The following is a 22,591-nucleotide window of genomic DNA, read 5'->3' as shown; positions in this document are numbered from 1 at the left end:
ATTTTATCCATATAGGTAAGAGTACAAGGAGGTATAGTATGGGAGTTTTTGATGTAGTCGGCCCGGTCATGATCGGTCCGTCCAGTTCTCACACCGCCGGCGCGGCCCGTATCGGCCTCATGGCCCGGGAAATCCTGAAAGATGAGCCTGTAGAAGCTGTGATTACCTTATACGGCTCTTTTGCCAAGACATATAAGGGCCACGGCACGGATAAGGCTCTGGTCGCCGGATTACTAGGCTTTTCAGCCGACGACGTCCGCCTGCGCACGTCCTTTGACCTGGCAGCCCAGCAGGGGATGAACGTCGTATTTCAGCGCTCGGAAGCGGAGGTAGACCATCCCAACACGGTGCGCATCGCCATGACGGGCAAGACGGGAAAGAAGATGGAAGTGCTGGGCGTGTCCCTCGGCGGCGGCAAAATGGAAATCCGCGAGATCAACGGCGCCGGCGTCCTGCTCAGCGGCGAAGAGCATACGCTGATTACGGTGCATCGCGATAAGCCCGGCGTCATCGCCCAGGCCACGACGATTTTGGCTATCGGTCACATCAACGTATCGAACATGCGCGTATTCCGCAGCGCTAAAAATGCGTCGGCCGTTATGATTGTCTGCACGGACAGCCCGGTTCCGCAGGAAATGGTCAGCATGATTCAGAATATTTCCGGAATTGAAAGCGTCGTCACGCTGCTGCCGTTATAGGAGGATAGGATATGTACCAGTACGAATATAAAACCCTTCACGAACTGATGGATGCGGCGACAACACACAACCTGTCTTTGTCGGAAGTCGTCGTGCGCCACGAAATGGAAACGTCGGAACAGACGGAAGAAGCCGTACGCAGCCGCATGGAAGGCCGGCTGGCCGTATTTAAGGAATCTATCGACGCCGGCTTGAGCGATACGGAAAAATCCGTAAGCGGCCTCGTCGGCGGCGATGCCGACAAGCTCCTGAAAGCGGCGCCGAAGCTGCTGGGGCCGCTGGCGAAGAAAGCAGCCGTCTACGCCCTGGCAGTCAGCGAAGCCAACGCCAAGATGTTTAAAATCGTCGCCTGCCCGACGGCAGGGTCCTGCGGCATCGTGCCGGCCGTCATGACAGCCGTAGCCGAAGAGCTGGACGTCGATACGGAAACGAGCGTCAACGCCCTGTTTACGGCTGCCGGCGTCGGCGCCGTCGTATCGCGCAACGCCTCCGTGGCCGGCGCTGTCGGCGGCTGTCAGGCCGAATGCGGTACGGCTGCCGCTATGGCTGCCGCCGCAGCCGCTGAAATGGCCGGCGGGACGAACGACCAGATACTGCAGGCCTTCGCCCTCTGCATGAAAAATACGCTGGGGCTGGCCTGCGATCCCGTAGCCGGGCTGGTCGAAGTTCCCTGCGTCAAGCGCAACGCCTGCTACGCTATCCTGGCGATTACGGCGGCCGAAATGGCCTTGGCCGGCGTGCGCAGCGTCATTCCGCCTGACGAAGTCATCGAAGCGATGAACGAAATCGGCCGGATGATGCCCGTCGCGCTGAAGGAAACGTCCGACGGCGGCTTGGCTAAGACGGCGACAGGCAAGGCCATTGCCGAACGCTTGGAACGGTCCATGGCCGAATAACGGCATAGAGATATAAAAAAAATCGTCCTCGCGGCGATAGGTTCATTCCTCACCGGGTATTCCGGCAAGGAGAATGCCATCGCGCAGGGACGATTTTTTTTATTCTTGCCCGTTCAGGATGCGGCGCAGCCTGGGACGGAGGACGGGAAAGGGGATGACCGGTTCGGGAACGGCCGGATGGTCGCTGAGAAACTTTTCCATCCAGGCGACGTGGTACCAGCGGCTGAATTTGTAGCCGCAGCTGTGAAAGATCCCGACCATGGCGTATCCCATATGAGCGTGGAACTGGACGCTGTTTCGCGTTACGTATTCGTCGTCGGCGTCGGGACAGGTGATGCAGGCGTTCAAATTGACGATGTGCTGCGCCTTCGAGACGGCTTCGAGCGCTTCATACAGCTTTCGGCCGATTCCTTGGCGGCGACAGTCCCGGCGTATGTACAGCGACGTTTCGGCGGACCAGTCGTAGGCGGCGCGGCCGGAAAAGGGCCCGGTGTAGGCGTAGCCTGCAGGGCATCCCTGATGCTCGGCGACGAGATAGGGATATTTAGTCAGCGTCGCGGCGATTCTGCCCGTAAATTCTTCCAGGCTGGGAACGGCGTATTCGAAGGTAATGGCGGTATGCTGCACATAAGGAGCGTAAATCGCCAGAAGGGCTGCGCCGTCTTCAGGCGAAGCCGCGCGGATGATGATGTCGTCTTGGTTCATGAAGGCCTCCCGTGTTGTTGAAGGGGTATCTAAATATAAGACGAGCTGCCGCAGCAGCCAAAGGCGTACGTGCAGCAGCTCGTCAGAGGGGGAATGAGCGTGGGTATACTTATTTTTGAGCCATTGCGGCGCGAACGGCGCCGCCGCTTTTTTCATATACGTTTACGCGGCTTTGGGCGAAGGCCGGATGGCCTTCCAGGCGGCGGTAAATCGTACGGCACAAGCCTGCTGAAATCGGCGTATCTTTAGGCTGGTTCATAAAAGCGATAAGCAATTCAGATTCGAATTGACTCAGCTCCACACATCGTGTTTTCATAGCGTCATCCCTTTGCGTAAATAAATTTTGTTAGCCTGCGGCGTATGTATTCATTGTCATTTTACTATATTTCCTGCCCTTTTACAAGGGATTTATGGGCTGGGCACAGCGTATTGTTATGCCCTTTCCTATTTTATGGAGCAGTAAAACGTGGTACAATAGGGACGTCATACGCTAAACTAAGGAAGTGGTTTTTATGATGCAGCATATACTGGCCGTGGCTGTCGGCGGCGGCATCGGAGCCGCTCTGCGGTATGCCGTCACGCTCCTTGCCAACGCGCACGGCGGCGTCGCCTTCCCTTATGGGACTGTTTTGGTCAATATCATAGGCTCTTTTCTCATCGGCCTGCTCATGATGTATTTTCAGGCCCAGGCCGACTTGCCGCCGTCGGTGAAGCTCTTTGCCGTCACAGGCGTCCTCGGCGGCTTTACGACCTTTTCTACCTTTAATATGGAATTGCTGACCTTTATCCGGGCCGGCGAGATGGGTTTTGCCCTGCTGTACGGCGGCCTGAATGTTGTCGGCGCGTTTTTATTCTGCTGGCTGGGTCTGGCGGCGGGGACGGCGCTGTGGTAAGGGCGCCGGATTTATTTCCCGTTGCGGACGGTAAGCTCTAAAATATCGGGCCGCGCATAGTGGCCGACGCCGTCGAACTCCATGTGGCTCATCGGCACGGCGTCCATGTCGAGGTCGGCGTAGATGATGGCCTCCTGATTCCATACGGGCTCGGTGACGCAGTGGCCGTAGGGGTCGATAATACAGCTGCCGCCGATGCACGTTTCGTCTTTCAGCCTGGCGATTTCGTCTTTCGCCAACAGCGTGTCAGGATACATGGCCTTCGTAAAGTACTGGTCGGCGTTGATGACGTAGCAGTGGCCTTCGATGGCGATGTGCCGGATCGTGTCCTGCCATTCGGGATTGTCGTTGGTATTAGGAGCAAGATACAGGGAGACTCCCTGCTGATACAAGGCGACGCGGGCCAGGGGCATGTAATTTTCCCAGCAGATAAGGGCGCCCATGGGGCCCCACGGCGTGTCCGTGATGGGAAAATACGTGTCAGGGTCGTGCGAATCGGCCCAAATATACCGTTCTGCTCCTGTCGGCTTTATCTTGCGGTGCTTTGCGGCAAGCTTGCCGTCGGGAGAAAAGACGAGGTTTGTGCAGTACAGGGAATAGTTTGTGCTGTCCCGCTCCGTAATGCCGATGCTGACATAGGCGCCGGCTTCTTTGGCGGCCTTGCCGATGCGGTCGGTGTCGGCGCTGGGGACGACGACGGAATTATCGTAGTATATCTTCCAGTCCTTGCGGCCGTCTTCGGACCGGCTGCCGACGGTGAAGCCGAAGGTCAGCCCGTAGGGATAGCAGGGGACGAGGGATTCGGGAAAGACGATGAGTTCGGCGCCGTGCGTTCCTGCTTCGGCGATTTGGCTTACGACCTTATCGAGGGTCGCGTCCTTGTCAAACATGACCGGCGACGCCTGCACGACGGCGACGCGCAGATTTTTTTTCAGTATTTTCATAGGTGTGGCCTCCTTTGCATGAATATAATCTGATTGTATCAATAAAACGGCGGTTTGCGAAGAGGGGCCTTCGAGTTTGACGCGATTGCCTCGTTCCTATGTGGATATTATACATAGGATATAGCCGCCATTTATGCTATAATATGACTGAACTGGTGAGGAGGGATACAGTGCGCATAGATATACAACAACGACCTTCGCGATTTTTCGCCATGAACGACGCCGGCCCCATGCCGCTTCGTCACGGCGAGTACGGCGAACAGGTGCAGGACTACTTTCATAAGCTGTTTCCCCACCGCGAATGGAAGGTTTTTTCCGACACGACGGCCAGCCCGATTCCCATCAGCGTGGAAATGCTGTACCCGACCGTAGAGGAGCCCTTTTATCTCCTGCATACGATAGGGATGAGCGCCGTTCCCATGCATTACCCCGCCGGCAGGCTGGAAATGGGCCACGAGGTGTACGGCGAGCTGTGCATGATTTTGCCGGCAGACTGGCCCTTCGGCAAGGGGAAGGACGTCGCCCTGACCGACGCCGCGGCCTGGCCGATTTGGATGCTCATGGAGCTGGGGCGCTTTCCCCACGTGCATCAAATCTGGATATCCTATGGGTTTATCCTGCCCAATACGGAGACGTGCGAGCCCTTTTCGCCGATGACGGACTTGTCCGGCGTCATCATCGTCCAGTTTGAAGGCGAGCTGGGGGCCCTGACTATGGCCGACGGCACGACGGTCGAGCTGCTCATGCCGATCCTGGCCTATAAGGAAGAGCTGGATCTGTGCGATGAAATCGGCGTCGACGCCGTCATAGATGAAATTCTGGAAAGCAACAGGGGTTCCTTTGCCCTGGATGTCCGCCGCGCCAATGTGGCTGCCGGCGGCACATATGAATAAAAAGACAAGATAAAGCGAATATATATAAACAAGAAAGGAGATGCACCCAGTTTGGTTACAAGTGATACGATTGCAGTACCGCAGAGCCCGGAAGAGGCGTACCAGGTATACCGCGACGCCGCTTCCGCCGTATTTTTGGCTGGAGCCCAGGGCTTAAAATACAAGAAAGACCATTACGGCCTCATCGTCGACTTATCGAAGGCCGGGCTGCGGTATATCCGCGACGCCGGCGACGAAGTGGCCATCGGAGCCATGACGACACTGGCCGACTTGGAGAAATCGCCGGTCGTGCAGGCCATCGCCGGCGGCGCCATATGCCGGTGTATTCGGGATATCAAGAATTCCGACGAGAAGAAAGCGACGATTGGCGGAGTCGTCGCCGTGAAGGCGCCCTTTTCCGTCGTGCTGCCCGTGCTGTTGTCGCTGCGCGTCGACGTCGTCCTGGAAGGAAAGGGGCGCATGAACCTCGCCGACTACATTCCCTGCCCGCCGATGCGGGAGATGGTTTCGCAGGTCGTCATTGCAAAGGAAGAGGTATACACGGCCTTTGCGGCCTATCGCAAGCTGCCGACGGACGAACCGTACCTGACGGGAGCCGTAGCGGCCCTGGATGACGAATGGCGCGTCGTCGTAGGCGGCCGGCCCGGCGTCGCCGCCATTGCCGAAACAGCCAGCGCGGAGCTGACGGAAAAGGGAATGGCCGTACGGGAAAACGTGGCCCATCTGGCCAGCGAGGAATTGGACTTTGCCAATTACGGCACCTGCTCCGAGCAGGAACGGCGGAGCCTGACTGTCGACATGGTCCGCAAGCTGATTAAGGAAGCGTGGAAAGGCCGCAGCGCCCAGCTGCAGAAGGCCGGAAAAAGATAAAGAGCATCATCAAAAGGAGGAGATTCGTCTATGTATCAAGATAATCGGTGGCTGCGCATGCTGAAGCCGGGCATTACGGCAATCGTCGGGGCCGGCGGCAAGACGACTGTATTGGAACGGCTGGGGAAATACGGGCACAACAGCAAGCTGCCCATTATGATCAGCAGCACCGTCCCCATGGACAGCGCTTACATCGATAACGTAGAGCCCTTCGACGTCATCTGCACGTCCGACGTCGAAAAAGGAGAAGCATTCTGCGCAGCCCGCATTGCCGACGGCCGCGTGCCGGCCTGGTTTTGGGGCCTCGATGGCAACGACTGCTACACAGGCCTGCCGACAAAGGTCATCGAGCAGCTCAAGGTACGGCATCCGGCTTGGTATATCCTCATTGAAGGAGACGGAGCCAAGGGCAAATGGCTGAAAGCGCCTCTCCCCGACGACGTGCCCGTTCCGGTAAACTGCGATACGATTATCGGCGTGCTGAACCTGCAAATGCTGGGAAACTCGCTTCTGCCGGAAAAGGTAGAAGGCATTGAAACGGCGACGATGATCATGGGCCGGTCTCAGGGCGCCGTCATTACGCCGGCCATGCTGGCAAAGCTCATCAAGCATCCCCGCGGCATGTTCCGCGGCATGCCCTGCGCCCGCATTTTATTCTGCACGGGGTATAATGCCGTGCAGCACCGCATGACGGAAGCCTTGCTGGACGAAATGGAAGATTTCGGACTGGTCGCCAGCGTATTGGCCGACGGCTACAGGGAAGCCTGCACTATTCGCCAGTACGTTTCCTATGAACCTAGATAGAAAGAAAGCGTTTACGGTATATGATAGCAAAATTGAAATTAGCCTTGGGCTGCGTGCTCATCGTCGTCCTGGCTTCGGCCGGCCTTACGATGCACGTCATGAGTCATTCCTTCGACCGGGTACGGTCCGTCGTCATGCCCTTTGAACGACAGGCCAAGGAGGTATATGTGGGCGACGAATTTTCCCTGCCGCCGGCGGACAACGACCTGCCCGTATACGACCGGTATACGACGCGGGAGCGCCGGGCCAAAGGGCTGCCGCAGACGTACGGCGCGAAGCGTTCTTACTTTTACGGCGACCACGTCGCCTACCTGACCTTTGACGACGGGCCGAGCCAGGCAAATACGGAGAAAATACTGGATATCTTAGAGCGTGAAAACATACGGGCGACGTTCTTCCTGACCGGGCGGAACGTAAGCCGCTATCCCGATGTAGTGCGCCGCATATATCAGTCGGGCCATGGCATAGGCGTCCATTCGTATAGCCACGACTACAAAAAATTATACAGCTCTCCCCAGGCCTATATAGACGAGCTGCTGAAGACGGAAGAGATGATTTACCATATCATCGGCGTCAGACCGGTCATTTCCCGGGCGCCGGGCGGTACGGCCGGCCACTTCACGAAGGAATACTGGCAGGCGATTCAGGATATAGGCTACGTCGACGTCGGCTGGAACGCCTTGACGGGCGATGCCGACGGCACGGGCAAAACGGCGGCGAAGGCCGTGGAAAACCTGCGGAGCCAGCTGGTGGCCAGACCGTATTTAAATACGCATCTCATCATATTAATGCACGATGCTGCCGGTCATGAAGAGACGGTCAAGGCCCTGCCGCCCATCATCGCCATGCTGAAGCAGCAGGGGTATGCGTTCCGCGTCGTTACGCCGTCGACGCCGCCAGCCTGGTAGGGTGTAAATTAAATTTTTCTTGACAAGAACCTTCGTTTAGGTATACAATGGCACCAACAAATTTTAATTATTACACAAAGGAGACCATCTAAATGAAGGTTTTGTCATCTTTGCCTATGACAATTGCATCTGTCTTTACGTACTTTAGCTGGAGCTTTTTTAGCGCCGGCTATTTCGGCTACGGAGAATACAATAGAGACAATGCAGACATGGGCATAGGGAAGACGGCGGAACCCGTTTTCAGCGGCGTATAGCATCATACAGATGGATTCGAGCAGGCTCATGGCAGCCTGCTTTTTTTGTGGAGAAGTGGAGGACTTATCATGCTGAATCAAATTTCATTGTTTGCCGAAAATAAGAAGGGCGCCCTGCGCTGCATCACGTCGGTCCTGGCTCAGGCCCACATCAATATTTATACGATGCTGGCCAACGACAGCGCCGAATTCGGCATCATCCGCCTCATCGTGACGGACCCGGACAAGGCCCTGAAGGCCCTGCAGGATGCAGGCTACCAGTGCCGCCTGGACAAGGTGCTGGCCATTGACATGTCCGATGCGCCGGGCACGCTGGACGGCATTTTGTCGAACTTGCAGGAAGCGAACGTATCGATCGACTACTTATATATTTCGTACAACCGCCAGACGTCGACGCCCGTAGCCGTATTCAAGACCAGCGAGCCCGAAACGGAAACGTTTCTGCGCGGCAAGGGCTATATCCTTCTCAATTCCATTTAACAGGCATGAAAAAACATCCCCGCAGCTCCTCTGACACGAGGAATTGCGGGGATGTTTTTGTCTGACGTTATACGAGGTCGGCCAGCTCGAGGATGAGCCGTTCCGTCTTTTCCCAGCCCAGGCAGGGATCGGTAATGGATTTTCCGTACGTCCCTTCGCTGATTTTCTGGCTGCCGTCTTCGATGTAGCTTTCGATCATGAGGCCCTTGACGAGGGTGCGGATGTCGGGGCACATATGGCGGCTGTGCATGACGTCCTTGGCAATGCGGATTTGTTCCAGATATTTTTTGCCGGAATTGGCGTGGTTGGTGTCGATGACGACGGCCGGGTTTGCCAGCTTCCGCTCGGCGTACGCTTCCAGCAGGTTGTGCAGGTCTTCATAATGGTAATTCGGCAGGCTGTTTCCGAAGTTGTCGACGTAGCCGCGCAGGATGGCGTGGGCCAGGGGGTTGCCTTTCGTGCGGACTTCCCAGCCGCGGAACAGGAATTCCTGGGAGTGCTGGGCGGCGGCGATGGAGTTGAGCATGACCGATATATCGCCGGAAGGCGGGTTTTTCATACCGACGGGAATACCGACGCCGCTGGCGATCATGCGGTGGAGCTGGTCTTCGACAGAGCGGGCTCCGACGGCGGCGTAGGACAGGAGATCAGACAAGTAGCGGTAGATTTCCGGGTAGAGGATTTCTTCCGCGCAGGTGAATCCCGTTTCGCGGACGATGCGGGCGTTCATTTCGCGGATGGCAATGATGCCGGCCAGCATGTCTTCCTTGCCTTCCGGGTCGGGCTGATGGAGCATGCCCTTGTAGCCTACGCCGATGGTGCGCGGCTTGTTGGTGTATACGCGGGGAATGATGAAGATGGTGTCGGCGACTTTTTCCTGCACGGCGGCCAGGCGATGGGCGTAGTCGACGACGGCGTCTTCGTTGTCGGCCGAGCAGGGCCCGATGATGAGCAAGAAGCGGTCGTCTTCGCCGGTCAGGATGCGGCGGATCGTCTCGTCGCGCTGCGCTTTGATGCTGCGGATGCGGTCGTCAATGGGGAACTGTTCCATAAGCTCCTGCGGCGACGGCAGTTTTCTGATGAATTCAATTTGCATTGCCATGATATTCCCTCCTGTAAGCAGTTTCGGCCGGTCGGCCTTTTTGCGATTAATACTCGAATTATAGCATATTATATCATAGACTTAGCTTTTGTAAATATTTTCAGGGCAAAAGGACAATTTTACAGCCTGCTAGGTGAAAAACATTAGGCCGCTCGTCTTGACAAGAGGCTTTTTCGGAGTATATAATAGCATTATTATACAGCATATTGCAAAAGGGAGCGGCATCGCCATGAAGAATCTATCCTTCGTGAACCATGCAATTGAATACGTCTTTACATACTTTAGCTGGGGCTATTTTTATTTTAGCGCTGGCTATTTTTGCTGCGACGAATTGAATAGGCATGACATCCGCATGAGAAGAAACTTCGGCAAATCGTATCGCTTAGCGGCAGGGGGAATATAAGCTACCTGCATATACCTTTTGACACTGCATTTGGGACAGGCTCATGTGAGCCTGTTTTTTTTATGATGAAATGGGGGTCTTTTATTTATGATTATCGTATTGAAACAACATGCTCCGCAGGAATTCGTCGATATGCTGATGAGTTCCATCAAGGCCAAAGGCGTTCAGATCGACGTCAGCAAGGGGGCGCGCAAAACCATATTGGGATTAGTCGGCAATACGTCGGTTATCGATAGAGAGCAAATTGCAGGATATGAATACGTAGACAAGGTCATCCGCGTAGAAGAGCCGTACAAGCGGGCCAGCCGTACCTTCCATCCGGCCGATACGGTCATCGACGTCGGCGGTGTACAGATTGGCGGGAAGAAGCTGGCTATCATCGCCGGCCCCTGCTCCGTAGAAACGCCGGAGCAGATCGAAGGCGTAGCCCAAGCCATCAAGGCCGCCGGCGCGACGATGCTGCGCGGTGGCGCCTTCAAGCCCCGCACGTCGCCTTACTCGTTTCAGGGCCTCCAGGACAAGGGGCTGGACATGCTCTGCCAGGCCGGGAAGAAAGCGCACCTGCCCGTCGTAACGGAAATCATGTCGGCCGATAAAATCGACCTGTTCCTGGAAGACAACGTCGACATCATCCAGATCGGCGCCCGCAACATGCAGAATTTCGAGCTGCTCAAGGCCGTCGGCAAGACGCGCAAGCCCGTCCTCCTCAAGCGCGGCCTCAGCGCGACCATCGAAGAATGGCTTATGTCGGCGGAATACATCATGGCCGGCGGCAACCGCAACGTCATCCTCTGCGAACGGGGCATCCGCACCTTTGAAACGTACACCCGCAACACGCTGGACCTCAGCGCCGTGCTGGCCGTCAAGCATAAGAGCCACCTGCCTATCGTCGTAGACCCGAGCCACGCGACGGGCAAGCGGTGGATGGTTGAAGCGCTGTCCAAGGCGGCCATTGCCGCCGGAGCGGACGGCGTCATGATCGAAGTGCATAATAATCCGGACAAGGCCTTGTGCGACGGGGCCCAGTCCATTACGCCGGATATGTTTGCCCGGCTCATGGATTCGCTGCGCCAGCTGGCGCCTATCGTTGGCCGGGAATTATAACGGCAGACCGAGGGGGATATGATGGAACAGGGAGACTGCAATTTTGCAACGGAACAGACAATCGGAATTATCGGCTTAGGCCTCATCGGCGGCTCCTACGCTAAGGGACTGCGCCGCCTGGGCGCGGCGAAAATTCTCGCCGTCGACGTCGACGAGAAGGCGCTGCAGGCGGCCCTCGCCGACGGCGTGATCGACGAAGGCCATCGGGCCGGCGGGGAGTTTCTAGTTCAGGCCGACATGCTCATCTTCTGCATGGCCGCCGACGCCATGCTGGAGTTTATCCGCAGCAACGCCGCTCATTTCAAGGACGGAGCGGTCCTGACGGACGTGACGGGCATCAAGGGCGACATGGCCCGGACCATCGAAGGGATGCTGCCGGACGGCGTCGATTTCATATCGGGACATCCCATGGCCGGCCGGGAAGGCAAGGGCTACGGCATGTCGCAGGCGGAAATCTTTGACGGCGCGAATTACATCATCGTGCCGAGCCCGGCCAATAAGGCGGAGCACATCGGCAAGGTGCGGGCCATGGCCTATGCCTTAGGCTGCGCCCACGTCATCACCGTATCGCCGGAGGAGCACGACAAGCTCATCGCCTACACGAGCAGCCTGCCTCATGTGCTGGCTACGGCCTTAGTCAACAGCGAGGCCATGAGCCCTATGACCAAGTTTTTCGTGGCCGGCAGTTTCCGCGACGGAACGCGGGTCGCCGATATCAACGCGCCGCTGTGGACAAAATTGTTTTTATCCAATAAAGAAAATCTCTTGTACGAAATCGACCGCTTCGGCGACGCCCTGCAGACCTTTGCCGACATGCTCCGCCGGGAAGACACGCCGGCTATTACGCAGTATTTGCAGCAAGCCGCCATGCGGAGAAGGGAACTAGTTCATGAAAAGCATACACATTGATTTAGGAAAAGATTCCTACGATATTCATATTGAAAACGGCCTGCTGGACCGGGCCGGGGAGTACGTCCGCAATTTGACGAAATCGCAGACCCTCGCCGTCATCAGCGACACGACGGTCGACGGCTTGTACGGCGACCGGCTGGAGCAGGCCCTGCGCAAGGAGCATTACAACGTGCGCCGCATCGTCTTTCCCGCCGGGGAAAAATATAAATGCGCCGAGACCCTCCTGCAGCTGTACCAGGAATTATCCGATGCAGGCATTACGCGCAGCGACTATATTATCGCCTTCGGCGGCGGCGTCGTCGGCGACCTGGGCGGCTTTGCCGCGGCTACATTCCTGCGGGGCGTGCCCTTTATCCAGATTCCGACGACGATTATCGCCCAGGTAGACAGCAGCGTCGGCGGCAAGGTCGGCATCGACCTGCCCAGCGGTAAAAACCAGGCCGGCAGCTTCTACCAGCCCAAAGGCGTCCTCATCGACCCGGAACTGCTCCGGACGCTGCCCCTGCGGTTTATCCACGACGGTATGGGCGAAGTGATCAAATACGGCTGTATTCACGACGAAGAGCTGTTCGCTTTGCTGGAAGCCTTAGACGACGAGACGATATCCGGTCATTGGGAAGATATCATCGGCCGCTGCTGTGAGGCCAAAGGGCGCATTGTTGAACGAGATGTGCTGGATTTGGGCGAACGGATGCTTTTGAATTTCGGTCATACGATCGGTCACGCTATCGAGCGGTGCTATGGCTACGGCTATTATACACATGGCGAAGGCGTTGCCGCTGGCATGGCTATGCTGACTGGCGTGACGGAACACATGGGCTTGACGGAAGCGGGAACGACTGAACGGCTCTGCAAGGTGCTGCGCCGCTATGGCCTGCCGACGGACGTGCAGGCCTCGGCAGATGATTTGCTCCGTTATATCGGCAACGACAAAAAGAAACGGGGCAACCGCATGACGCTGATTATCCTTAAAGCTATCGGCCAAAGTGAGCTTCTTCCGGTAATGGCCGACGAACTGCCGAAATATATACGCAAGGGAGAGTAGCCTCATGAATATACGTATTACGCCGACGCGCCTTCACGGTTCTGTCGTCGTCCCGTCGTCGAAAAGTATTGGACATCGCGATCTCATATGTGCCGCCTTGGCTCAGGGAGAGAGCGTCGTAGAAAATATTTCCGTCTCGCAGGATATTGAGGCGACGTGCCGGCTGCTGCAGGCCTTCGGCGCTTCGATTGAAGAAATCCCGTCGGCCTACGAAGGGCGGACGGCGTATCGCGTAAAAGGCGGGCTGACGAAACAAGGGGAGGCGCTGACTGTCGATTGCGGCGAATCTGGCTCCACCCTGCGCTTTTTGATTCCCATCGGCTTATACAGCGGCAATACCGTCGTCTATACGGGGCGGGGACAGCTTGTCAAACGGCCCTTGGAGCCGTACTACCGCATATTCGACGAACACGGTGTGTCTTACGAGCCGACGGAAGGCGGTCTTCCCCTGACGGTGGAAGGCTGTCTTCAACCAGGACGATACGCCCTGGCCGGCGACGTAAGTTCCCAGTTTTTTACAGGACTGCTGGTTATGCTGCCCCTTCTGGACGGAGACTCGGTGCTGGAGAGTACGACGCCCTTGGAATCGCTGAGTTATGTTACCATGACATTGGACTGCATGGCTCGTCACGGCGTTGACGTTCAATGGGATGGAGGCCGCCTGTTTCATATTCCTGGAAATCAGCAGTATATGGCCGGGACCTACGCCGTCGAAGGCGATTATTCGCAGGCGGCGTTTTGGCTTGCAGCCGGGACGCTGGGACACCCTGTGGAATGCTTGGGCCTGCGCCATTCGTCGTCTCAGGGCGACGAAGTCATCGTCTCCATTTTGCAGCGCATGGGCGCTGTCATAGGGCAGACGGATTCTATCGCGGCGCATCCGTCGCAGTTGACGGGTCAGGTCATCGACGTGGAAGATTGTCCCGATTTAGTGCCGATTTTGGCTGTGGCTGCCTCCTGCGGGCAGGGGACGACGCACATTATCCATGGAGCCCGCGTGCGGCTGAAAGAGTGTGACCGCCTTCACGCCATTGCGACGGAGCTCAATAAAATTGGCGGCTGCGTAGAAGAAGAGCCGGACGGCCTCATCATTTGCGGTGTAGGAGCCCTTACCGGCGGCCGGGTCAGCGGCTGGAACGACCACCGCATCGCCATGGCTCTGGCCATTGCGTCGCAGCGCTGCAGCGGCGAGCTGATCATCGAAGGAGCCGAATGCGTGCGCAAATCCTATCCTGATTTCTGGCAGGATTTTGCCAAGCTCGGCGGGATATACAGAGTGGAGGAATAAGGCATGAACAATACATTCGGGCGGTCCGCCGCCCTGACCATATTCGGCGAATCCCACGGCGTATCTATCGGGGCCGTCCTCGACGGCCTGCCGGCAGGAGAAGCTATCGACTGGGATGCTGTGCGGACGGAAATAGCCCGCCGCGCGCCGGGGCGAAACGCTATGTCGACGGCTCGTTCCGAAGCCGACGCCTTTGAAGTGCAGAGCGGTTTTTTCAACGGCTATACGACGGGGACGCCCCTGTGCGCCGTCATCCGCAACGGCGACCACCGCTCCAAGGACTACGACCAGCTGCGCCATATCATGCGGCCCGGTCATGCCGATTACAGCGGCAAAATCCGTTACGGCGGATATAACGACTTCCGCGGCGGAGGGCATTTTTCCGGCCGCCTGACGGCGCCGTTGGTCTTTGCCGGCGCAGTGGCCTCACAGATATTGAAGCGGCGCGGCGTCGCCGTCGGCGCCCATATCCTGCAAATCGGCTCGGTCCGCGACGCGGCCTTTAATCCCCTAGGCGAGGACGAAGCGCTCTTTGCCTCGCTGAAACAAGAAACCCTGCCCGTATTGGACAAGACGAAGCAATCTGAAATGGAAGGGGAAATCATGGCGGCTAAGGGCGACCTCGACTCGGTAGGCGGTATCATCGAATGCATGATTACGGGCCTGCCTGCCGGATTGGGAAATCCTTTCTTCGATTCCGTCGAAAGCGCCCTGAGCCATATGATATTTTCCGTGCCGGCCGTCAAGGGCGTCGAATTCGGCGACGGCTTTGCCTTGGCTTCCATGCGCGGCTCCGGGGCCAACGACGCCTTCTATTACGACGGGGCTGCCGTCAAGACGAAGACCAACCGCAACGGCGGCATCAACGGCGGCATTACCAACGGCATGCCTGTCCTGTTCCGCGCGGCCATCAAGCCTACGCCGTCCATCAGCCGCCTGCAGGAGACGATAGATACGGATACGCAGGAAAACTGCACATTGGAAATCAAAGGGCGGCACGACCCCTGCATCGTCCAGCGCGCCGTGCCCGTCGTCGAGGCGGCGGCAAGCTGGGCGATATTGGACGTATGGCTTTCTACAGAAAAAAGGATGTGAAAATATATGGCGACAGACGAGTATTCCATTCCTGTCGGATGCTTCGGAACTCCCGGTTCATACAGCTATCGGGCGATGATGGGACATTTTGACGGGAAGCCTATAACGCCGACATACTACGGGCAATTCGCTGACTTAGTGCAGGCCGTGGCCGACGGCACGGTGCGCTACGGCGTCCTGCCTATTGAAAACTCATCTACAGGAGGTATCACAGAAGTATACGATTTGATACACAAGTATGACTGCCGTATTGTAGGCGAACGATATTTGAAGGTAGAGCATCATCTCCTGGCGTATAGAGACACGAAATTAGAAGATATACGGACGGTATATTCCCATCCGCAGGGATTGGCCCAGTGCCGGAAGTATTTGACAAAGCATGCTGACTGGACGGTGTGTCCTTACTACAGCACGTCGCAGAGCGCCCAATTTGTACAGAAGGAACGGCGTCATGATATTGCCGCCATTGCCAACAGTACGGCTGCCGATATGTACGGCCTGACTATTTTAGAGCGCGATGTCAACGACAATCCGACGAATTTTACCCGATTTTTTGTGATAGCCCCCCATTCGGAAGAGTCGGGGCTGGCGGATAAGATTACCCTTGTCCTGACTGTTCATCATGCGCCGGGTACGTTGTATCACGTGTTGGGGCATTTCTTCTACAACGATATGAATATGACCCATCTGGAGTCGCGGCCTATTGAAGGTCGGCCATTTGAATATTTTTTTCACATCGATGTTATGGGCAGCATGAAAGATCCTGGCGTTGTCCGAACCTTGCAGGCTCTGGAAAGAACGTGCAAATATTTTAAAATATTGGGAAACTATCCGTCAGACAAGGAGGGAATTGGCCATGAAACTCGGGCTCATTGGTGAGAAGCTGGGACACAGCCAGTCACCGGCGATTCATAGGCTTATTTTCAAAGCCCTTGGCATAGATGGAGACTATGATTTGATTGAAGTAGAACGAGGCGAAGTGGCAAAGGCTCTGCAAGATCTGAAACGGCGCGGCTATACCGGCGTCAACGTGACGATTCCCTATAAACGGGATGTCATGCCGTGTCTGGATGATATTGCCAGGGAAGCCCATGTCATTGGCGCTGTCAATACAATATATATGACCAGCCAGGGCGATTTTGGCTATAATACGGATTATCATGGCTTTGGCCGCTCGCTGGATCATGCCGGCATCGATGTACAGGGAAAAAAATGCGTCGTTCTCGGTACAGGCGGCGCGGCCCGGGCCATCTTGAAGTGCTTGGCTGATAAGGAGGCGGCGTCTCTGACTATCGTATCGCGGAGGATACAAGACGATACGGAATTTGAAACATTTGCGGCAGGGCTGCATGCTGAACTTATTAGTTATAATGAATTGGAAGAACACCGTGGCGATATATTGGTAAACTGTACGCCTGTCGGTATGTATCCGAATGTAGAGGAGTCGCCGGTTCCGGAATCGGTTGTCGTCGGATACCAAGCCGTCGTCGATTTGATTTACAATCCGAAGACGACGAAGCTCCTGGCCTGGGGAGCAAAGCATGGCGCAGTGACGCTGAATGGCATGTATATGCTTGTCGCTCAGGCTGTAGGTGCTGAAGAAATATGGCAGGAACGGCGTATTGATTCAGCTGTCATTGAAGAGATAGCAAAGGAGATGGAAAAGCAATATGAAAAATGATAAAAACATCGTTATCATCGGCATGCCCGGCAGCGGCAAGACAACCTTCGGAAAAGCCTTGGCAAGCCGGCTGGGACGGGAATTCATCGACGCCGACGATTTTGTCGTTGCGCTGGAAGGAAAGACCATTCCGGATATGTTTGCTATCAGCGAGGACTACTTCCGCGACGCTGAGACGAGAGCCGCTGAAGCCTTGGCTGCAAAGCGCGGTCTGGTTATTGCCTGCGGCGGCGGCGTCATTAAGCGTCCTGTAAATATACAGATATTTAAGCAGTCGGGAGTCGTAGTTTTTATCGACCGCTCGCCAGACGACATCGTCACCGACGTCGATGTAGCCAGCCGTCCGCTTCTCAAAGAGGGGAAGCAGAAGGTTTATGATTTGTACGATGAACGCATTGCTTTATACCGCAATGCGGCTGACTATACTATTGCAAATGATAAAGAACTTTCTTTTGTATTGAATGAGTTAGAAGAGCTGATAAAGGCAATATAAATAGAAGAAGATGCAGTGTTTTATAGGAGTGGATTCAGATACTGTTGTTTTTTATATTGACAGATATAAATTTGTTTTCGCAGTATCGGAAATCTAGATAGGGGAGCCATAAACGGACCAGGCAGCGTCGTTTACAGACGGCGCTGCCTGGTTTTTGTTTCATATAATGCTGTGTTGGAATAAAGGGGGGATGATTACGGCGTTTTTTTCACAATGCATAGGTACATTGTCTGGTCGATTCTATTTAAAATATCTATACTGACATAGATATTTTTTAATAATTCGGCAAAAGAAATATTTGTTTTTAGTCAATTTTGCTGTGCGCTATGACAAAATCGCAAAAGTGCTGAACGACAGGAGGCAGGTAAATTTGCTTATTTGTTATCATGTAGAATTTGCGCTCATACTGCGGATGGGAAATAGGCAGGATTTTTACGTCGAGCTGCAGGAGCAGATTCATAAAGGGAACGACGGCAATTCCAAAGTTTTTAGCGACCATGCCGCCAATGACTTCATCTTCCGATATTTCATAGGCAATGCGGGGCGTGACGCCGGCTTTTTCCAGCATCGTATCGACGATGAGGCGCAGCCCTGATTTTTTATTGAAGACAATGTACGGATAGTCAGCCGTGTCTTTCAGGTCGATGGTAGAATGGCCGGCTAAAGGATGGTTTTTAGGGACGATGAGGACGAGGTCCTGCTTTTCGATAGCCGTGCAGTGAAATGCTGTGTCGGCTGCCGGCTTGGAGGCGAAGACGACATCGAGTTTATGGGCCAGCAGATCCTGCAGCAGCTGCGGAGATAAGTCGACTTCAAAGGTGAATTCGACATTATCTGACGGGTGGGCCGCACGATAGTGGGAAATGATATCGGGAATGTATTCAATGCCGAGCGTTCTCAGAAAGCCGACGCGAATCAGCCCCTCTCCTTTGGCGACACGGGACAGCATTTGGATGCCGTTATCCAGTACGTTAAGCGTATTCTCGGCAACGGTCAAAAATTGCCGGCCGCAGCAGGTCAGCTCGGTGTTGCGGCTTTTCTTTTCAAATAGCTGTACTCCCAATTCTTTTTCCAGCGTTGAAATAGCATGGCTCAGGCTGGGTTGAGTAATGCAGAGCTGCTCGGCTGCTTTTGTATAATGCTTTTCGTGGGCCAATTTTACGAAGTATCTAAGTTGCGATAAATTCATAGCGTATTCCTCCTTAGCTGTAGTATATCATAGTACATAGATGTAATCTATGGAAAAATAAAAATGATTGATTTGTTAATAGGGAACTGACATGTTACTATGTTCACAGAGTTAGTGATGCATGTGATGCATATAGCATCTGTGCAGTATATATAGTTCTAATTTTCACGAAAATCATATAAGGAGATGTATATACGATGTCAAAAAAATTCCCTATTACGATTAGTTCCTGGTCATTAGGAGACCAATGCACCTTTGAAGAACGCGTGCGCGCTGCCAAAGAAGCCGGCTTTGAAGGAATCGGCCTTCGTGCTGAAACGTATGTCGACGCGTTAGCTGAAGGGCTTCACGATGAAGATATTTTGGCAATTTTGAAAAAATATGATATGAAAGTCACGGAAGTAGAATACATTGTACAATGGGCCGAAAATCATCGTTCGTATGAGCAGAAGTATAAAGAACAAATTTGCTTCCACATGTGCGAATTGTTCGGCGTACAGCATATCAACTGCGGTCTTATGGAGAATTATTCTGTGGAGCATACAGCGCAGAAATTGAAAGAATTATGCCAGCGTGCCGGCAAATGGGTCATCGGTGTAGAACCTATGCCGTACAGCGGTCTTCCCGATGTCAAAAAAGCTTGGGATGTAGTAAAACTGTCTGGTTGTGATAATGCCAAGCTTATCCTTGATACATGGCACTGGGTACGGGCTAACCAGTCGTATGATCCGTCTATCCTTGCCGATGTACCTGCTGATAAGGTCGTGTCCATTCAGATTAATGATGTCCTGGCCCGTCCATATGCAGCGGCTATTCTTCGCGATGAGTCCATGCATGACCGCGTAGCGCCCGGCACGGGATATGGCGACACGGCAGGTTTTGTCAAGATGATCAAGGATAAGGGCATTAAACCGGCCGTCATCGGCGTTGAAGTCATCAGCGATGATATTTTAGCAAAAGGCGTTGCCGAAACGGCTGTTCATGATTATGACCATACAAAAACCGTATTGGAATCGGTTTGGCCTGAAGCTCTCCAATAATGAATAAAACAATATATTCTAAAATGAAAGGTGATATAACATGGAAACAAGAATTTCTGGACATACTCGTTTATTTGCATTGATCGGTTCTCCTGTAGGGCATTCCGGCTCGCCGGCTATGTACAATTATTCCTTCGCACGTCTGGGTATTGATGCGGCATACCTGGCCTTTGATATTCCCGTCGATAAGGTCGGCGAAGGCGTTGCTGCTCTCAAAATGCTGAACGTCGGCGGTTTTAACGTCACCATGCCCTGCAAGCGGGAAGTGCTGAATTATGTTGACGAAATCACGCCGGCTGCGAAATTGATTGGAGCCAGCAATACTGTCGTCATTACAGAAGAAGGCAAGCTCGTTGCTTATAATACGGACGGTATCGGATTTGTCAAAAATCTGCAGGAACACGGCGTCGGCGTACAGGGGAAAAAAATTGTCTTATTGGGTGCCGGCGGTGCTGCGACGGCTATTGCCGTACAGACAGCATTGGATGGAGCTGCTGATTTGAAGATTTTTAATATTAAAGATGAATTTTATGCCAATGCCGAAGATATTGCCGCTAAGTTGAGTGAAGCCGTACCGGCCTGCCATGTCGAAGTCGATGATTTGGCCAATGCTGAAGCTTTGAAGACTGCCATTGCAGATGCGGATATTCTCGTCAATGCGACGAAAATGGGCATGAAGCCCCTCGATGATGACAGCTTGATTCATCCTGAGTATCTCCGTCCCGATTTGGTTGTAGCCGATACGGTATACAATCCTCGAGAAACTATCTTAATCAAAGAAGCACAGAAGGCAGGATGTAAAGCTGCTATCGGCGGTATCGGCATGCTGCTGTGGCAGGGCGTGGCGGCGTTTAAATTGTATACGGGCCAGGATATGCCTTACAAAGAAGTAGAAGAAAAATTTTTTGCTGAATAAATGGTAAGGAGAGGGTACAACTATGAAGTATAAAGCCATATTTTCGCCGCTTACAATCGGCAGCGTGACGATTCCCAACCGCTTCGCTGTTCCGCCCATGGGCAATAATTTTGCCAATACGGACGGCTCCTTGAGCAGTAAATCCGTTGCATATTACGGTGCCCGTGCCAAAGGCGGCTACGGCCTTATTACGATAGAATCGACGGTTGTATACAAAGAAGCTAAGGGCGGACCCCGCAAGCCCTGCCTGTATTCCGACGATACCATAGATAGTTTCCGCGCTGTCGCTGACGAATGTCATAAATACGGCGCAAAAGTTTCGATCCAGCTGCAGCATGCTGGTCCGGAAGGCAATTCTAAGCTGACAGGGTATCCGCTGAAGGCTGCCAGTGCTATTGCGCCGTCGAGCGGCCGGGAAATCCCCCAGGCTATTTCCCGAGAAGAAATTTACAAACTCATCGAATGCTACGGCGACGCGGCAGCCCGCGCTCAGCGCGCCGGCATCGATATGGTCGAGGTGCATTGTGCTCACGGCTATTTAGTCAGCACTTTTATTTCCTCGCGGACGAACATTCGCCTTGACGAATTCGGCGGCTGCTTTGAAAATCGCATGCGGCTCATTTCTCTGATCATTGAAAATATTCGCAAGAAGACAAACGGCACATTGCCTATTTTGTGTCGGATTAACGGCAGCGATGATGTCGAAGGCGGCCAGACCGTGCAGGACGCAGCTGCAGTGGCAGTGTATTTAGCAGAGGAATGCGGTGTCGATGCGCTCCACGTCAGCCGCGCCGTCCATCTCCACGATGAATTTATGTGGGCTCCCGGTGCGGTACATGGCGGCTTTAGTGCCGAATTGGTTACGGAAATCAAACGGGCTGTCGAAGTACCTGTTATTACAGTGGGCAGATATACGGAGCCGCAGTATGCAGAACTCCTGGTACGGGAAGGCCGCGCGGATATCGTAGCCTTTGGCCGTCAGAGCATTGCTGATCCGGATATGCCGAATAAAGTGAAACACGGTGCTTCCGATTTTATTACTCCGTGTATTGGCTGTCTGTTGGGCTGCGTGCCGAAAATGTTTAAGGGCGAACCGATTACGTGTGCTGTCAATCCGATTGTGGGCCGGGAAGGTGAGCTGACGAAAGCTGCAGTGCCGAAGAAGGTCGTCGTTGTTGGAGGCGGTCCCGGCGGTTTATATGCCGCTAAGGTTTGCGCTCTTCGCGGTCATGACGTTACCTTGCTGGAAAAGAACGGCACGTTGGGCGGTAATTTCTACATTGCGGCATTCCCGGCCGATAAGGGCGACTTGACGAGCGCTATCCGCAGCTTTATTGTCAGCTGTGAAGACGCTGGCGTAAAAATCCGGATGAATACGGAAGCGACGGCAGAGCTTATCAAGGAGATGGCTCCCGATGCCGTCATCTTGGCTACTGGGTCTAAGCCGCTTATCCTGCCGATTTCCGGACTTGCCGACTGCGGCTATGTAACGGCTCAGGATATGCTGGAAGGCAAGGTTCATGTCGGTAAAAAAGCTCTTGTCGTAGGCGGGGGCATGGTTGGATGTGAGGCTGCTGAATTCCTTGCGGAACGCAATCATGACGTTACTGTAATTGAGATGAAGGATACCATCGCCGGTGATGTAAGCGCTGAAAACCGTTTATTTATTTTCCAGGATTTCGAACGGCATGATGTGCAGCTCCTTCCTGGTGCGAAAGTTGAACAGTTCTTTGCTGACGGCGTTTCTTATACGACTGCTGATGGTACGGAAGGTGAAATCCGCAGATTTGACACGATTGTTCTGGCCATGGGTTCACGAAGCTACAATCCCTTGGAAGAAGAACTTTCCGCTGTTATCCCGCAGGTCTTCGTCATCGGCGAAGCTGTCAAGGCCCCGGGCAATGCTATGCTGGCTACAGGCGAAGCGTTCGATGCCGCATTAGCTATTTAACGTATTTTGCTGTATATATACGCAGGT

Annotated in this window: 24 protein-coding genes; 19 read left to right on the top strand and 5 right to left on the bottom strand. The window is 54.3% G+C overall.

The features are described from left to right. Positions 1–38 precede the first annotated feature (38 nt). Positions 39–698, top strand: coding sequence for an L-serine ammonia-lyase, iron-sulfur-dependent subunit beta (gene sdaAB, locus OCV58_RS03090; protein WP_087478545.1), 660 nt, complete (start codon positions 39–41; stop codon positions 696–698). An 11-nt stretch (positions 699–709) separates the two neighbouring features. Then, the gene (sdaAA, locus tag OCV58_RS03085; protein WP_087478544.1) at positions 710–1,594 is read left to right on the top strand and encodes an L-serine ammonia-lyase, iron-sulfur-dependent, subunit alpha; all 885 of its coding nucleotides are present in this window, start codon (positions 710–712) and stop codon (positions 1,592–1,594) included. A 99-nt stretch (positions 1,595–1,693) separates the two neighbouring features. Here sdaAA and OCV58_RS03080 read toward each other — a convergent pair whose 3' ends face one another. Continuing rightward, complete coding sequence (locus tag OCV58_RS03080; RefSeq protein WP_198947438.1) at positions 1,694–2,299, bottom strand: GNAT family N-acetyltransferase; 606 nt, start codon at positions 2,297–2,299, stop codon at positions 1,694–1,696. A gap of 109 nt (positions 2,300–2,408) precedes the next feature. Then, positions 2,409–2,615, bottom strand: a complete 207-nt coding sequence (locus OCV58_RS03075; protein WP_143747176.1) for a hypothetical protein — start codon at positions 2,613–2,615, stop codon at positions 2,409–2,411. Between the two features lie 196 nt (positions 2,616–2,811). On the opposite strand from OCV58_RS03075, the gene crcB reads away from it, so the two are divergent. Further along, complete coding sequence (gene crcB, locus OCV58_RS03070) at positions 2,812–3,192, top strand: fluoride efflux transporter CrcB (protein ID WP_232818767.1); 381 nt, start codon at positions 2,812–2,814, stop codon at positions 3,190–3,192. A gap of 11 nt (positions 3,193–3,203) precedes the next feature. Here crcB and OCV58_RS03065 read toward each other — a convergent pair whose 3' ends face one another. Then, positions 3,204–4,136, bottom strand: a complete 933-nt coding sequence (locus OCV58_RS03065; RefSeq protein WP_154876918.1) for a carbon-nitrogen hydrolase family protein — start codon at positions 4,134–4,136, stop codon at positions 3,204–3,206. 170 nt (positions 4,137–4,306) lie between these two features. On the opposite strand from OCV58_RS03065, the gene OCV58_RS03060 reads away from it, so the two are divergent. The 5 genes from OCV58_RS03060 (at position 4,307) to OCV58_RS03040 (ending at position 8,345) form a co-directional block, all read left to right on the top strand. Beyond that, on the top strand, positions 4,307–5,029 hold the full coding sequence (locus OCV58_RS03060; RefSeq protein ID WP_232818766.1) for a suppressor of fused domain protein: 723 nt from the start codon (positions 4,307–4,309) through the stop codon (positions 5,027–5,029). 51 nt (positions 5,030–5,080) lie between these two features. Next, positions 5,081–5,899: an FAD binding domain-containing protein gene (locus OCV58_RS03055; protein ID WP_154876917.1), complete on the top strand. Its 819-nt coding sequence runs from the start codon at positions 5,081–5,083 to the stop codon at positions 5,897–5,899. Between the two features lie 30 nt (positions 5,900–5,929). Further along, positions 5,930–6,703, top strand: a complete 774-nt coding sequence (gene yqeC, locus OCV58_RS03050; RefSeq protein ID WP_087478540.1) for a selenium cofactor biosynthesis protein YqeC — start codon at positions 5,930–5,932, stop codon at positions 6,701–6,703. A 20-nt stretch (positions 6,704–6,723) separates the two neighbouring features. Further along, on the top strand, positions 6,724–7,611 hold the full coding sequence (locus OCV58_RS03045) for a polysaccharide deacetylase family protein (RefSeq protein WP_154876916.1): 888 nt from the start codon (positions 6,724–6,726) through the stop codon (positions 7,609–7,611). 323 nt (positions 7,612–7,934) lie between these two features. After that, positions 7,935–8,345 (top strand): ACT domain-containing protein, encoded by a 411-nt coding sequence (locus OCV58_RS03040; protein ID WP_107195785.1) that lies wholly within the window; start codon positions 7,935–7,937, stop codon positions 8,343–8,345. A 67-nt stretch (positions 8,346–8,412) separates the two neighbouring features. On the opposite strand, the gene OCV58_RS03035 is transcribed toward OCV58_RS03040, so the two are convergent. Continuing rightward, positions 8,413–9,447 (bottom strand): 3-deoxy-7-phosphoheptulonate synthase, encoded by a 1,035-nt coding sequence (locus OCV58_RS03035; protein ID WP_087478537.1) that lies wholly within the window; start codon positions 9,445–9,447, stop codon positions 8,413–8,415. A 490-nt stretch (positions 9,448–9,937) separates the two neighbouring features. Here OCV58_RS03035 and aroF point away from each other — a divergent pair, with 490 nt between their 5' ends. From aroF to OCV58_RS02995, 8 genes are read left to right on the top strand one after another with little or no spacing between them, the layout of a single operon-like run. After that, on the top strand, positions 9,938–10,954 hold the full coding sequence (aroF, locus tag OCV58_RS03030; protein WP_154876915.1) for a 3-deoxy-7-phosphoheptulonate synthase: 1,017 nt from the start codon (positions 9,938–9,940) through the stop codon (positions 10,952–10,954). Between the two features lie 18 nt (positions 10,955–10,972). Further along, positions 10,973–11,863 carry a prephenate dehydrogenase gene (locus OCV58_RS03025; RefSeq protein ID WP_267312767.1) on the top strand — a complete coding sequence of 297 codons (891 nt, stop codon included), beginning with the start codon at positions 10,973–10,975 and terminating at the stop codon, positions 11,861–11,863. Then, a complete protein-coding gene (aroB, locus tag OCV58_RS03020; RefSeq protein ID WP_154876914.1) occupies positions 11,844–12,911 on the top strand; it encodes a 3-dehydroquinate synthase in 1,068 nt (355 codons plus the stop codon). The genes OCV58_RS03025 and aroB overlap by 20 nt, the downstream gene beginning before the upstream one ends. A 4-nt stretch (positions 12,912–12,915) precedes the next feature. Beyond that, positions 12,916–14,199: a 3-phosphoshikimate 1-carboxyvinyltransferase gene (gene aroA, locus OCV58_RS03015; protein ID WP_154876913.1), complete on the top strand. Its 1,284-nt coding sequence runs from the start codon at positions 12,916–12,918 to the stop codon at positions 14,197–14,199. Between the two features lie 3 nt (positions 14,200–14,202). Next, complete coding sequence (gene aroC / locus OCV58_RS03010; RefSeq protein WP_154876912.1) at positions 14,203–15,294, top strand: chorismate synthase; 1,092 nt, start codon at positions 14,203–14,205, stop codon at positions 15,292–15,294. Between the two features lie 6 nt (positions 15,295–15,300). Further along, positions 15,301–16,173 (top strand): prephenate dehydratase, encoded by an 873-nt coding sequence (gene pheA, locus OCV58_RS03005; RefSeq protein WP_267312766.1) that lies wholly within the window; start codon positions 15,301–15,303, stop codon positions 16,171–16,173. After that, on the top strand, positions 16,151–16,975 hold the full coding sequence (aroE, locus tag OCV58_RS03000) for a shikimate dehydrogenase (RefSeq protein ID WP_107195779.1): 825 nt from the start codon (positions 16,151–16,153) through the stop codon (positions 16,973–16,975). Before pheA ends, aroE (OCV58_RS03000) begins: the two co-directional genes overlap by 23 nt. Continuing rightward, positions 16,965–17,468 (top strand): shikimate kinase, encoded by a 504-nt coding sequence (locus OCV58_RS02995; RefSeq protein WP_107195778.1) that lies wholly within the window; start codon positions 16,965–16,967, stop codon positions 17,466–17,468. Before aroE (OCV58_RS03000) ends, OCV58_RS02995 begins: the two co-directional genes overlap by 11 nt. A 304-nt stretch (positions 17,469–17,772) precedes the next feature. Here the strand turns inward: OCV58_RS02995 and OCV58_RS02990 are convergent, their stop codons facing one another. Further along, positions 17,773–18,657, bottom strand: coding sequence for a LysR family transcriptional regulator (locus OCV58_RS02990; protein ID WP_107195777.1), 885 nt, complete (start codon positions 18,655–18,657; stop codon positions 17,773–17,775). Between the two features lie 197 nt (positions 18,658–18,854). On the opposite strand from OCV58_RS02990, the gene OCV58_RS02985 reads away from it, so the two are divergent. The 3 genes from OCV58_RS02985 to OCV58_RS02975 are packed head-to-tail and all read left to right on the top strand — an operon-like array spanning position 18,855 to position 22,564. Beyond that, positions 18,855–19,697, top strand: coding sequence for a sugar phosphate isomerase/epimerase family protein (locus OCV58_RS02985; protein ID WP_107195776.1), 843 nt, complete (start codon positions 18,855–18,857; stop codon positions 19,695–19,697). Between the two features lie 40 nt (positions 19,698–19,737). Continuing rightward, positions 19,738–20,613, top strand: a complete 876-nt coding sequence (gene aroE / locus OCV58_RS02980; protein ID WP_107195775.1) for a shikimate dehydrogenase — start codon at positions 19,738–19,740, stop codon at positions 20,611–20,613. A 22-nt stretch (positions 20,614–20,635) separates the two neighbouring features. Then, entirely contained in the window at positions 20,636–22,564 is a 1,929-nt protein-coding gene (locus OCV58_RS02975) for an oxidoreductase (RefSeq protein WP_154876911.1), read from the top strand. The last annotated feature ends 27 nt before the right edge of the window (positions 22,565–22,591 follow it).

It is taken from the genome of Megasphaera stantonii (assembly GCF_025567065.1).
Lineage (GTDB): Bacteria > Bacillota > Negativicutes > Veillonellales > Megasphaeraceae > Megasphaera > Megasphaera stantonii.
The sequence above is the reverse complement of the archived record's forward strand: the minus strand, read 5'-3'. Positions and strand labels throughout refer to the sequence as shown.

What these genes read in the sequence shown, in the direction of transcription:
- aroB (WP_154876914.1), top strand. Translation starts at nt 11,844, where the DNA reads ATGAAAAGCATACACATTGATTTAGGAAAAGATTCCTACGATATTCAT.
- sdaAB (WP_087478545.1), top strand. Translation starts at nt 39, where the DNA reads ATGGGAGTTTTTGATGTAGTCGGCCCGGTCATGATCGGTCCGTCCAGT.
- OCV58_RS03065 (WP_154876918.1), bottom strand. Translation starts at nt 4,136, where the DNA reads ATGAAAATACTGAAAAAAAATCTGCGCGTCGCCGTCGTGCAGGCGTCG.
- yqeC (WP_087478540.1), top strand. Translation starts at nt 5,930, where the DNA reads ATGTATCAAGATAATCGGTGGCTGCGCATGCTGAAGCCGGGCATTACG.
- OCV58_RS03045 (WP_154876916.1), top strand. Translation starts at nt 6,724, where the DNA reads ATGATAGCAAAATTGAAATTAGCCTTGGGCTGCGTGCTCATCGTCGTC.
- OCV58_RS02990 (WP_107195777.1), bottom strand. Translation starts at nt 18,657, where the DNA reads ATGAATTTATCGCAACTTAGATACTTCGTAAAATTGGCCCACGAAAAG.
- OCV58_RS03040 (WP_107195785.1), top strand. Translation starts at nt 7,935, where the DNA reads ATGCTGAATCAAATTTCATTGTTTGCCGAAAATAAGAAGGGCGCCCTG.
- OCV58_RS03080 (WP_198947438.1), bottom strand. Translation starts at nt 2,299, where the DNA reads ATGAACCAAGACGACATCATCATCCGCGCGGCTTCGCCTGAAGACGGC.
- crcB (WP_232818767.1), top strand. Translation starts at nt 2,812, where the DNA reads ATGATGCAGCATATACTGGCCGTGGCTGTCGGCGGCGGCATCGGAGCC.
- aroA (WP_154876913.1), top strand. Translation starts at nt 12,916, where the DNA reads ATGAATATACGTATTACGCCGACGCGCCTTCACGGTTCTGTCGTCGTC.
- OCV58_RS02985 (WP_107195776.1), top strand. Translation starts at nt 18,855, where the DNA reads ATGTCAAAAAAATTCCCTATTACGATTAGTTCCTGGTCATTAGGAGAC.
- aroE (WP_107195779.1), top strand. Translation starts at nt 16,151, where the DNA reads ATGAAACTCGGGCTCATTGGTGAGAAGCTGGGACACAGCCAGTCACCG.
- aroC (WP_154876912.1), top strand. Translation starts at nt 14,203, where the DNA reads ATGAACAATACATTCGGGCGGTCCGCCGCCCTGACCATATTCGGCGAA.
- sdaAA (WP_087478544.1), top strand. Translation starts at nt 710, where the DNA reads ATGTACCAGTACGAATATAAAACCCTTCACGAACTGATGGATGCGGCG.
- aroF (WP_154876915.1), top strand. Translation starts at nt 9,938, where the DNA reads ATGATTATCGTATTGAAACAACATGCTCCGCAGGAATTCGTCGATATG.
- OCV58_RS03025 (WP_267312767.1), top strand. Translation starts at nt 10,973, where the DNA reads ATGATGGAACAGGGAGACTGCAATTTTGCAACGGAACAGACAATCGGA.
- aroE (WP_107195775.1), top strand. Translation starts at nt 19,738, where the DNA reads ATGGAAACAAGAATTTCTGGACATACTCGTTTATTTGCATTGATCGGT.
- OCV58_RS03035 (WP_087478537.1), bottom strand. Translation starts at nt 9,447, where the DNA reads ATGGCAATGCAAATTGAATTCATCAGAAAACTGCCGTCGCCGCAGGAG.
- pheA (WP_267312766.1), top strand. Translation starts at nt 15,301, where the DNA reads ATGGCGACAGACGAGTATTCCATTCCTGTCGGATGCTTCGGAACTCCC.
- OCV58_RS02995 (WP_107195778.1), top strand. Translation starts at nt 16,965, where the DNA reads ATGAAAAATGATAAAAACATCGTTATCATCGGCATGCCCGGCAGCGGC.
- OCV58_RS03075 (WP_143747176.1), bottom strand. Translation starts at nt 2,615, where the DNA reads ATGAAAACACGATGTGTGGAGCTGAGTCAATTCGAATCTGAATTGCTT.
- OCV58_RS02975 (WP_154876911.1), top strand. Translation starts at nt 20,636, where the DNA reads ATGAAGTATAAAGCCATATTTTCGCCGCTTACAATCGGCAGCGTGACG.